The following is an 11678-nucleotide window of genomic DNA, read 5'->3' on the forward strand; positions in this document are numbered from 1 at the left end:
TTCATTATTAATATGATGGAAGACAGCGGATTGCCTAATACTTGGCAGTCTGCTTTTTCCAGTCCTTTATTAATTTCAGCAAAATATCTACTTTTTCTCCCCTCATCTCTCTATATAGCAAGTAAGGAGCCTGCTATATAAAAGAAGATGAAAAAAATGACTAAAACACATTATGACAAAAGAATCATCCTACCAGATTACGGCGAGCTTTATGAGTTTTACGAAGTGGATGAGGCGACGCGTGCAAAGACCCCAGTAGACCCATTCGATGCGGGACTCCTGATGATGGCGTTGGAAGAACTGCCGGGAATCTTCAAATCAATTTAATACGTGGAGTATACGCCAGCGGGTTTTACCAGAGCAAAAAGTTCTTAGTGCGAAATGGCTCAAAGTTTGCTGCCAGTACCACGCCGAAATGTTCAAAAAATATCTACAGCTTCATAGGGGGTAATTTTGGGAGGTTTGCTGGTTCCGTTCCATCAATAACTGTTCTTGCAGGGAAATAAAGGCTGAATCCAATTAGTAAACCCGGTACATTGACTAATTTTGAAGGCTTGTTCCTCTGTGTCGCGCGTCCTGTTACGTAGTCGTTTTGCCGGAATAAGCTAATGGAAATATGAAATATGGCAGTTGAGAGCCCAATTTAACATTCCATGTCACAAAATGATAGCGGGATAAATATAGTCTGGAATTGAGGTTTTAGTTTATAGTAAGTGAAAAGGTGGTGAGGCAATGTTCGATTTTGAATCCCTGAGTTCTCAAATTGTAAATGAGCTCACTTCATTGATCGATGAGAACGTGATTGTAACAGACAAAAACGGTTTTATCATTGCGAGTACAGATCCGCAGCGCTTAGAGACTTTTCATGAAGGGGCAACCCTTGCAATGGAAAAACAGCAAGAAATCCGTATGACCAAAGAAATGTGTGAAAAACTGGATGGAGTACGTCCCGGCATTGTGATGCCTCTTATAGTATTAGGGGCACCTATTGGGGTGATTGGGGTTACAGGCAAGCCGGACCAGGTAGATAAATATGCAAAACTCGTAAGAAAAGTTACAGAACTTTTTATAACAGATTCTATTTCACGCCAAGAAAAAGAGAGACATATCCGTGAAATTGAATTCTTTTTCTTCGATTTGATAACTGCATCCCCTTCTGTTGAGATTATCGAAAATCGGGCAAAAATGATCAATATAGACATTTCACTATATCGGCGGATTGCCGTAATCCAAACATATCATCAATTGGAAATTACAGATGTGGAGAGCTTGCTGCGCATTCAGAAAATTCATCCCGAACTGAAAATCATCCGTTGGGGGATGAAAAAGCTGATTCTTCTCATACCGGATATTAAAAAAGAAAAATTGGTGGATGGGATAGGGGAATTGCTGGTCAAAATTCAAGGCAAGAAAAAACAGGAGTTGCCGGTAGGCGTTGGAAATATTAACGACATCCATGAATTGAAAAGACCTTATCAACAGGCGGAAACAGCGCTGGCCGTTGCTGAAAGAAGGGAAGGGATTGTATTCGAAGAAGATCTGAAATTGGAGCTGCTGTACTACTCAATCCCCGATGAGATCCAGGAAGAATTTTTAAATCGGACGCTGGCGCCTTTATATAAAAAGGAAGAATTGCTGCGAAGTTTAGAAACCTGGATAAAGATGAAGAAATCACTACAAGTTGTGGCGGATGAACTCCATATTCATAAAAACACATTAATCTACAGACTTAACAATATACAATCTATCCTGAATATGGATTTACATAACACGGATGATTTGATGACCCTGTACACAGCAATTCGACTGTACAGAAAGAAATGACCCTCTGGATTCCAGAGGGTCATTTAGTTTTTCGTCATAAAAAAAGATTGTATTCCTGTCGTGATTTGTTCGTTTAGTACATAGCGGGAGTAATAGTTGGAATATTATAATTGCTGAAAGAGCTTCATGAAAGCAGGGATACAATTGGAAAGCGAAATAAAAAATTCTTTCAAGTCAGTGGTTGGAGCGGAATATGTAAAAGACTCAAAAGCACAGTTATTTGCTTACTCATATGATGCAACAGCAAATTTTCAGGCACTGCCTGATTTAGTTCTTTCACCTAAAAATACAGAAGAAGTCCAGGAGATAGTGAAAATTTGTGATAAAGAACAAATCCCGATTGTACCGAGAGGCTCCGGAACGAATTTGGCTGCCGGCACGGTCCCGACCAAAGGAGGAATTGTGCTTCTGTTCAATAATATGAACAAGATTTTGGAGTTGGATAAAGAGAATTTAACGGTGACTGTACAGCCTGGGGTCATTACTCAGGATTTAAGTATATACGTTGAGCAAAACGGCTTGTTTTATCCTCCAGACCCAAGTTCAATGAAAATTTCAACCATCGGAGGGAATGTCAGTGAGAACTCTGGGGGACTGCGAGGATTGAAATATGGTGTAACCAAGGATTATGTGAAGGCGCTGACTTTAGTGACCCCTGATGGAGGAATTGTGAAACTGGGAGGAAAACTCGCTAAAGACGTAGCGGGCTATGATTTGATGTCTCTATTGATCGGAGGTGAAGGTACGCTTGGTATAATCACGGAAATCACTCTGAAACTGATTCCGCTGCCGGCTGTGAAGAAAACTGGAATTGCCTACTTTAATTCATTGGAAGATGCGGCAAAAACTGTATCGGCGATCATTTCAAACAGAATTATTCCGGTAACACTTGAATTTATGGATAAAGGTACTATTGGTGCTGTGGAAGACTTCATGAAAATCGGTTTGCCAAGGGAAGCAGAGGCGATGCTTCTGATGGAACAGGACGGCAATAAAGAGCAGGTGGATGAAGATATCCGGCAAATGATAGCAATAGCAGAAGAAATGGGAGCTACTTCAGCAATTCTTGCAGCTTCAGAAAAAGAAGCTGCAAGTTTAAAGGCGGGCAGACGCGTTGCCCTTTCCGCTTTGTCTCGGAAACGCCCCACAACAATTCTGGAAGATGCCACAGTGCCTCGTTCTGAAATTGCCAAGATGGTCCGGGCGATTCAGGATATCGCCTTAAAATATGATGTTGAAATCAGCACTTTTGGACACGCCGGAGACGGCAATCTGCATCCTACCTGTTTAACGGATATCCGTGACAGAGAAGAGATGGACCGGGTCGAGAGAGCTTTGGATGAAATATTTCATATAGCAATTGAATTGGGGGGAACCATTACCGGTGAGCATGGTGTAGGAGAAATGAAGGCTCCTTATCTTGAATGGAAACTTGGAGCCTCCGGTATGAATTTGATGCGCAGTATCAAACAATCTATTGACCCGAAAAATATCATGAATCCGGGTAAAATTTTCGCAAAAGAAACCAAGAAAAGGCTGGTGATTCATAATGGTCAGTGAATTACAGCAGCGGATGCAGAAATCATTTCAGGAAAACGTCAGTGAAGAGTATCTTATGGACTGTATGCGGTGTGGTTTTTGCCTGCCGGCCTGTCCGACTTACTTAGCCACAAATCAGGATGAAACACATTCGCCACGCGGAAGAATTTCATTGATGAAAGCGATGAGGGATGGAGATGTTGTCTGGGATGGGTCTGTAGAAGAGGCTTTTGATATGTGCTTGGGATGCAGAGCTTGTGAACCTGCTTGTCCGGCTGGTGTGCAATACGGGGTTCTAATTGAAGAAACGCGTGTGGCGGTCCAGCAGGCTAAGCCGCAGGGAAGGCTTGAAAAAACGGTCCGTAAGACAGCATTTGACGGAATTTTTGCTGATCAGAAAAAAATGGCAACGGCAGTAAAATTGGTGCAATTTTATCAGCGCTCAGGATTGCAGGCGGCTACTCGAAAAATTGGTTTCTTAAATCTCTTTCCTCCTTTTATGAAAGAAATGGAGGGTGTTTTACCGAAAGTGGAGAGCAAAAGAAAGCGGGCATCATTGAAAAAACCGCAAACGGCTCGAGTTGCATTTTTTACAGGCTGTTTAATGGATACCTTGTTTCAAAACACAAACCGCAAAACCATTGAAATGCTTGAGTGGCTGGGGGCCGAAGTGATTCTGCCGAAAGAACAGCAATGTTGCGGTGCTCTCCATGGCCACAGCGGAGAAATGGATAAAGGCTTGCGGAATGCCAGAGCTAATATTGATGCTTTCGACTCGGATGACTTTGATTATATTGTCAATAATGCAGGAGGCTGCGGTGCTTTTCTTTCCGAGTACGGCAAGCATTTGCAAAATGATAAAAGATACATGAAAAAAGCAGAGAGGTTTTCCCGGAAGACGATTGATATCTCTTCTCTTTTCGTCAAACTGGGCATGAACCTCAGATTGAAAGCAATGGAGGCGGAAGAAAAGTCTATTGTGACTTATCAGGATTCCTGTCATTTAAGAAATGTAAACCAAGTATTCTTAGAGCCCCGCTCGCTCCTGGAAGATGCTCCGGGTTTTGAATATAAAGAATTAAAAGATGCCGGCAGTTGCTGCGGATCGGCTGGCATCTATAATTTGCTCCAACCGGAAATGGCAGGCAAGATTCTGACTTCGAAGATGAAAGAAGTGAAAAAATTGCAGCCGACTAAAATTGTTACTTCAAATCCAGGCTGTTTGATGCAGATGCAGATTGGCATACAGAAGGAAGGATTGGAACAGGAAATTCAGGCAGTGCATATCGTCGATTTTTTATATGATGTAATTTTAAAAGATTAAAAGAAGGTTACAAAAATGAAGCCAAAAGTAAGTGTACGAAAAATCCAGAGACAGTTTATAGTGAGCTGAGCACCAAAAAAATCAATAATGATATATAATTTTAATAATTTATAAATATATTGATATTTTATATCATAAACTTTATAATTTATTTATGAAAGATTCTAACTATTCTTTCTTATGCCTAAAAAGGGAAGTGAAAAATTGCAAATTCCTAAAATGACAGTGGTTGGCTTGATGTCTGGAACCTCTTTGGATGGAATGGACATTGCCATAGTCGATCTTCAAAAAAGAAAAGAAAACATTGACTTGGAACTCCGCTATTTTAAAACTATTCCGTATGAACATGAAATTAAAAATCAATTGGAAAAAATCGTAGTACCTAGTGCCGCTTCACCAGAAATTTCCTCGATGAACATGTTGCTTGGAGAAGTATTTGCTGAGGGCATTCTGCAGACCATCGAAGATTCTGGAATACAAATCTCTGATATAAAACTGATCAGTTCACATGGACAGACAATTTTTCATGATTCTGTAATTAGAAAAGATGCACCAAGTCATCGACCAAATACTTTACAGATTGGTGATATAAGTGTTATTGCAGAAAGAACAGGAATTACAACAATAGGTGACTTCCGTACGCGTGATATGGCTGTGGGAGGCCAAGGGGCTCCTTTAGTTCCTTTCCTGGATTACCATTTGTTCAAATCTGAAGAAAAGGGAAGAGTTTTAGTAAATATTGGAGGTATAGCAAATATTACTGTGATTCCGAAAAATTCAGACAATACGAAAGTGGTTGCTTATGATACGGGACCAGGGAATATGCTACTGGATGCTTTTGTATTCTGGCATACCAAAGGTAATGAAAGTTATGACGATAGCGGGACTTTAGCTAGTAAAGGAACGACAGATGAAGAATGGCTGGAAGATTTATTGAAGCATCCCTATTATGAAAAAAAACCGCCGAAAACCACTGGACGGGAGCAATTTGGAACGGAGTATGCGAGAGAACTATGGGAGGAAGCTGAAAAGAGGGATATTCCGCAATTAAATAGAATCGCGACATTGACTTCGTTAACTGCCATTACTTTAGGGAAAACGTTAGAAGATCATTTAAAAGAAGACAGAATTGAAGAGATATACATCAGTGGCGGCGGTTGGCATAACCAAACCATGATGAAACTGCTGAAAGCTTACCTGCCGAAAAATGTGAGAATCAGTTCTTCAAAAGAATTGGGTATAGACGGTGATGCAAAAGAAGCCATAGCATTTGCGCTGTTCGGGTATTTGGGCTTTCATAAACAACCGAATAATTTACCAGCGGCTACAGGTGCAGGTAAAACCGTGATGATGGGAAAAATCTCTTGGGGCGAAGCTGAAACCATCAGCAGCGAAGATGACGAGGATTGAAAATTTCAAAAGAGCATTAATACTGAATATAATATTTGAAATGTTTTATAAAAAATTAGGATGGTTGCCAAAATGAATGATATTACAAAACTCGTGACAGAAAAGCATAATCCGAAAACAATGGAACTTGATCAGATGTCTGTTGGGGAGATACTGACTCTGATGAATGAGGAAAATCTAATGTTACCGAAAGCGATTAATGAAGTGCTGCCTGAAATCGAAAAAACAGTGGAAGTTATTTGTAATTCCTTTTCAAAAGGTGGACGATTATTTTATGTGGGTGCTGGCACAAGCGGTCGCATCGGGTTATTGGATGCAGTGGAATGTCCTCCGACATTCAGCACGGATGCCGAGCTGGTACAAGCGGTTTTAGCAGGCGGCAATGGGGCTTTAATGGTAGCGGTTGAGGGAGCGGAAGACGATGAGCAATCCGGGAAAGAGGATTTGAGAAATCGAAGTCTGACTCCTGACGATGTTGTCGTTGGTATAGCGGCAAGCGGGCGAACTCCCTACGTAAAAGGGGCACTTCAATATGCGCAGGCTATCGGCGCTGTTGCGGTTAGCTTAACAAGTAATGCAAATTCCGAAATAAGTCATTACGCGGATATACGGATTGAGGTTGTCACAGGACCTGAGGTATTGACTGGATCAACTAGATTAAAAGCTGCGACTGCTCACAAAATGGTCTTGAATATGATTTCGACAACTTCCATGGTAATGATGGGAAAGACATATAGAAATTTGATGGTTGATGTGAATGCCTCTAATGTCAAACTCCGTGAAAGAGCTAATAAGATTGTTCAGGAAGCGACGGGGGTGGATTATAAAACGGCAAGTCAAGTTTTGCAAGAGACTGATCACGCTGTCAAGCCTGCTATTGTAATGCTTCTGGCAGATGTGAGTTTTTCGGATTCCCTAAAGTTACTGGAAAACGCAAAGGGATTTGTCAGAGAAGCGATAAAAAAGAACAAAATGATAAATTAGGTTAAGTTTTTTCTTTTAATTTCTTTCAAAGTTAACAAAAGAATCTTTTAAAGAAAGGAGGTCACTGAGTATGCGCATAGTAGAAACAAAGATTGATAGTATTTTCGAGAAATATTTAGCCCAAAAATATTTTGTTGGAGGAGTTTGCCATATTCAGCAGAACGGAAAGTTAATCTTCTCTAAAGCGTATGGAAAAAGAAATACCATGTTGGACGAAAAAATGAAAGCGGATTCAATTTTTGACTTGGCAAGCTTAACGAAAATAATTACATCCACTTTAATCCTTCGATTGATCAGTAAAAGGCAGTTAGCCCTGGATACGACATTAAAAGAATGTCTCCCGGCAATCGCGGATGATCAAGAAAAATTAGCATCTTTAACAATTCGGCAGTTACTGACTCACTCCTCTGGATTAATAGCCTGGCATCCGTTGTATACCGTTGTCTCATCACCAGGAGATTTTATCGACGCCATAAAGGAAATTAGCCTGTTTCATCAAGAGAGCAATAAAGTTCTCTACAGTGATTTAAATTACATATTACTGGGTGAAGTCCTTAAAGAACATTATCACTCCGAGCTTCAAGATATTCTTCAAATAGAATTGAATTCACCTTTACAACTGGCTAGGCTGACTTATGGCCCGCTGATTGACAGCAATATAGCTGCCACTGAATTTGGAAATCGGATTGAGATGGAGATGTGCAGACAAAGAGGAAAAACATTTTCCGGTTGGCGAAATACTGAACAGCCTATATCCGGAGAAGTTAATGATGGCAACGCTTTTTATTTTTTTAAAGGACAATCAGGACATGCAGGTTTGTTCGGAACAGCTGAAGACTTATCCGTAATTATTGAGGAATATCTGCAGGCAATAGCTGGAGACAGTCTCATTCTGGATTCTGGTCTGGCTAAGGAATCTGTCCAGAATCAGGTAGCGGATAGAGGGCTTGGATGGCATAGCGGGAAGCCGTTCCCAATTGGCGTGGGACATACAGGATTTACAGGAACTTCGTTATGGATTGTTCCCGAAAAAGGATTGAACGTAGTATTACTTACCAACAGACTTCATGTTGAAGAGCCTAAAAATATCAACCAGTTTAGAGAAGAGTTGCACAAGGAAATTTTATCAGGCATATCTTAAATTGAGAAGGAGAGGAAATAATGATGAAAAAAGAATATTTATTGACTTTTATTTTGTTTGCTGTAGTTGCGATTATGGTCGCTTGCTCCAATGAAGCAGCCGAAAACGAAGGAACTGATGAGAATACAAGTGATGGAGAAAACCAGGCAGAACAAGTATTGAAAATTGCAAATGATCAGGAACCTGCCGGATTAGACCCGCATAAAACACCGGCACATTCTTCAGTCCGTATATACTCACAGGTTTACAGCGGGTTGGTTCAATTGGATGAAAAAATGAATCTGGAGGGTGATTTGGCGGAAAGCTGGGAACAGCCGGATGATCAAAGCTATGTTTTTAAACTCCGTGAAGGTGTAACTTTCCATAATGATCGGGAAATGACTGCGGAAGATGTGAAGTACAGCTTTGAGCGTATTTTGGATGAAGAAACTGCATCACATATTGCTTCCTACTTTGCAAATGTGGAAAGCATCGAAGTGCTGGGGGATTATGAAATCCAGTTTAATTTGACTGCCCCGGATGCGACGTTTTTATCGAACCTCACGAATGCCAGTGCTGTGGTTGTAGCACAGGAGGTTGTCGAAGAAAATGGTGGAGATCTTCAACAGGTTGCGGTTGGTACTGGACCTTTCAAATTTCAGGAGTGGGTTCCGGATAACCAGGTTGTGTTAGTTAAGAATGAGAACTATTACGAAGAAGGCTTGCCAAAATTGGATGAAGTCATCTACTTTACGATGAAAGATGAAGCAGCTCGAATGTCCGCAATTCGCACTGGAGAAGTAGATTTGACTTCGTTGACTGCTAAATCTGCCTCATTGCTGGAAAATGAAGAAAACTTAGATATCAAGAATTATCAATCTCTGGAGTACAGCTATGTAGGTTTCAATGTAAATTCGGAACTGTTGAGTGACGTTAAAGTCCGACAAGCTTTAAGTCTGGCAACAAATCGCGAAGCTGTTGCAGACATCGTTTGGAATGGAGATGCAGTAGTTTCCGGTCCAGTAGCCCCATCAATGGGAGATTGGGCAATTGATGTAACTGCACATGAGCTTTATGCAAATGATATCGAAAAAGCCAAGCAATTACTTGAAGAAGCAGGATATCCTGATGGATTCGAAATTACAATCACAACAGCATCGACTTACCCGGACATGGTCAATACTGCGCAAGTGCTTCAGCAGCAGTGGGCTGAAATTGGAGTAGACGCTGAGATCAGTCAGATCGAATGGGGCGCATACATTGATACATGGTCGAATACATCTGCTGATGTTCTTATAGGGCGGAATGGCTCTGGTACAGATCCGGATCGTGCTTTGCAGTACTTTTTCCATACAGATGGATCTGCTAATGTTTGGGGATTCTCTGATGAAGAATTTGATCAATTGACTGAAACAGGGGAAACGACACTTGAACAAGCAGATCGAAAAGAAATCTACACAGAAGCGCAAGAAGTATTACTGAACTTGTCGCCAAACCTGTTCCTGGTTTCACCAATGAGTTATGTGGCGGCCAGCAAGTCGGTAGAAGGATTTACCCCATATCCTCATAACGGCGAAGATATTCTCGAAGTAACTAAACAATAACTCAATTGAAGCTGCTTCGGCAGCTTCTTAAACTTATAAAGGGTGAGTAGCATGCTTTCGTATATACTGAGAAGATTATTGATGTTAATTCCTGTTTTATTCGGAGTCTCCATCGTTATATTTATTGCATTAAGGGTTATACCGGGAGATGTAGCTGCCACTATTTTAGGAACGGATGCTACACCTGAAACACTTGCTCAGTTAAGAAAAAATTTCGGCCTTGATCTGCCGATTTATGAACAATATCTGCAGTGGATAGGAGGAGTCCTGACTGGAGATTTTGGGGAATCGATGCGCACGGGTAAAGAAGTTTTACCGGATATTCTCGATCGTTTCGCTATAACTTTTGAGTTGACGATCCTTGCCGCAATTATTTCCTGGATTATTGCAATCCCAATGGGAATATTAGCAGGCATCAAACGCAATTCCAAAACAGATTTTTCTGTTCGAGTTATTTCCTTGCTCGGTGTATCGGTGCCCAATTTCGCTTTAGCCACAGTACTTATACTGGTGCTTTCTCTTTCTTTCTCATATAGCCCACCTGTTGGTTATGTGGGGTTTTGGGAAGATCCGATCAGAAACCTGCAAATCTTATTTTTGCCGGCCCTTGTTATGGGTACGTCCATGGCGGGTGCTGTCATGCGGATGACCCGGTCTTCCATATTGGAAATTTTAAGGCAAGATTTTATTCGGACCATTCGGGCCAAGGGCGCCAAAGAGAAAATTGTTATTTTCGATCATGCATTGAAAAATGCAATGATTCCCATTTTGACAATTATTGGCCTTCAGGTCGGTGTTCTGTTGGGTGGAACTGTAATCATCGAACAGATCTTTTCACTGCCAGGTCTTGGACAACTCGTTTTGACAGGAATAAATCAACGGGATTTTACAGTTGTTCAGGGAGCTGTTTTATTTATAGCATTTGTTTTTGTGCTTATAAACTTGCTGGTAGATTTGCTTTATTCATATCTGGATCCAAGAATTACGTACAAATAAGATACTTATATAAGGAAGTGCAATCTAGATGAAAGCTTTCATGCAGAGCTTGAAAAATGACAAAGTCGGTTTTATCGGATTCATTGGGATTTTATTGGTCGTTATCGTTGCTATACTGGCCCCAGTGATTGCACCTCATAGTCCCAGTGAAATATTCAACGAACATATTCTGCAAGGGCCAAACGCTCAATTCCTATTTGGAACAGATGAACTCGGCAGAGATATTTTCTCGAGAGTCGTATTTGGAGCACAGGTTTCGCTGCAGGTTAGTTTGACTGCTGTGGGGATAGGGGCAATTGGAGGGCTTGTTCTTGGTTTAATCAGTGGGTATTTTCAAGGGAAAATCGATCAAATTATCATGCGGGTAATGGACGTCTTTTTTGCTTTTCCTGATATTCTTCTTGCATTAACGATTATTGCTGTTTTAGGGCCAAGTTTGACAAATACAATGATTGCCATCGGGATAGTCTTTATACCTGTCTTTACAAGATTGGTACGATCTGCTGTTATGTCGGTAAAGGAAAATGAGTATTTAACCAGCGCGGTTGCTGTAGGAGTCCATCCACTAAAAATTATCGCTAAGCATGTCACTCCAAATATTATGGCACCATTTATTGTTCAAGTTACGCTGGCATTATCAGGTGCAATTTTAACGGAAGCTGCTCTCAGCTTTCTGGGGTTGGGAGTTCAGCCGCCAGATCCTTCATGGGGAGTCATGCTCAATGCCAGCAGAGCTTACATGGAATTTGCACCTTGGACCATTTTATTTCCTGTCACAGCCATTGTAATGACCATTCTTTGCTTTAACCTGTTGGGAGACAGTCTGCGGGATTTACTGGATCCAAAGCTGAAGTCCTGACTTAGCCAAAAATATTTC

Annotated in this window: 10 protein-coding genes; all 10 read left to right on the top strand. The window is 41.1% G+C overall.

The window, feature by feature from the left end:
• Nucleotides 1-156: 156 nt before the first annotated feature.
• The 10 genes from IQ294_RS09155 (at nt 157) to IQ294_RS09200 (ending at nt 11660) form a co-directional block, all read left to right on the top strand.
• Nucleotides 157-327 (top strand): hypothetical protein, encoded by a 171-nt coding sequence (locus tag IQ294_RS09155; RefSeq protein ID WP_203333729.1) that lies wholly within the window; start codon nt 157-159, stop codon nt 325-327.
• A gap of 405 nt (nt 328-732) precedes the next feature.
• Nucleotides 733-1824 (top strand): CdaR family transcriptional regulator, encoded by a 1092-nt coding sequence (locus tag IQ294_RS09160; RefSeq protein ID WP_203333730.1) that lies wholly within the window; start codon nt 733-735, stop codon nt 1822-1824.
• Nucleotides 1825-1968: 144 nt separating this feature from the next.
• Nucleotides 1969-3384 carry an FAD-binding oxidoreductase gene (locus IQ294_RS09165; protein WP_238942725.1) on the top strand — a complete coding sequence of 472 codons (1416 nt, stop codon included), beginning with the start codon at nt 1969-1971 and terminating at the stop codon, nt 3382-3384.
• Nucleotides 3374-4687 carry a (Fe-S)-binding protein gene (locus IQ294_RS09170; RefSeq protein ID WP_203333732.1) on the top strand — a complete coding sequence of 438 codons (1314 nt, stop codon included), beginning with the start codon at nt 3374-3376 and terminating at the stop codon, nt 4685-4687. The genes IQ294_RS09165 and IQ294_RS09170 overlap by 11 nt, the downstream gene beginning before the upstream one ends.
• 204 nt (nt 4688-4891) lie before the next feature.
• Complete coding sequence (locus tag IQ294_RS09175) at nt 4892-6097, top strand: anhydro-N-acetylmuramic acid kinase (RefSeq protein WP_238942726.1); 1206 nt, start codon at nt 4892-4894, stop codon at nt 6095-6097.
• A gap of 72 nt (nt 6098-6169) precedes the next feature.
• A complete protein-coding gene (gene murQ, locus IQ294_RS09180) occupies nt 6170-7081 on the top strand; it encodes an N-acetylmuramic acid 6-phosphate etherase (RefSeq protein ID WP_203333733.1) in 912 nt (303 codons plus the stop codon).
• Between the two features lie 70 nt (nt 7082-7151).
• On the top strand, nt 7152-8222 hold the full coding sequence (locus tag IQ294_RS09185; RefSeq protein WP_203333734.1) for a serine hydrolase domain-containing protein: 1071 nt from the start codon (nt 7152-7154) through the stop codon (nt 8220-8222).
• A 20-nt stretch (nt 8223-8242) separates the two neighbouring features.
• On the top strand, nt 8243-9805 hold the full coding sequence (locus tag IQ294_RS09190) for an ABC transporter substrate-binding protein (protein WP_203333735.1): 1563 nt from the start codon (nt 8243-8245) through the stop codon (nt 9803-9805).
• Nucleotides 9806-9856: 51 nt separating this feature from the next.
• Nucleotides 9857-10801 (top strand): ABC transporter permease, encoded by a 945-nt coding sequence (locus IQ294_RS09195; protein ID WP_203333736.1) that lies wholly within the window; start codon nt 9857-9859, stop codon nt 10799-10801.
• A gap of 28 nt (nt 10802-10829) precedes the next feature.
• On the top strand, nt 10830-11660 hold the full coding sequence (locus IQ294_RS09200; protein ID WP_238942728.1) for an ABC transporter permease: 831 nt from the start codon (nt 10830-10832) through the stop codon (nt 11658-11660).
• Nucleotides 11661-11678 lie beyond the last annotated feature (18 nt).

Source organism: Planococcus beigongshangi, from assembly GCF_016820495.1.
Lineage (GTDB): Bacteria > Bacillota > Bacilli > Bacillales_A > Planococcaceae > Planococcus > Planococcus beigongshangi.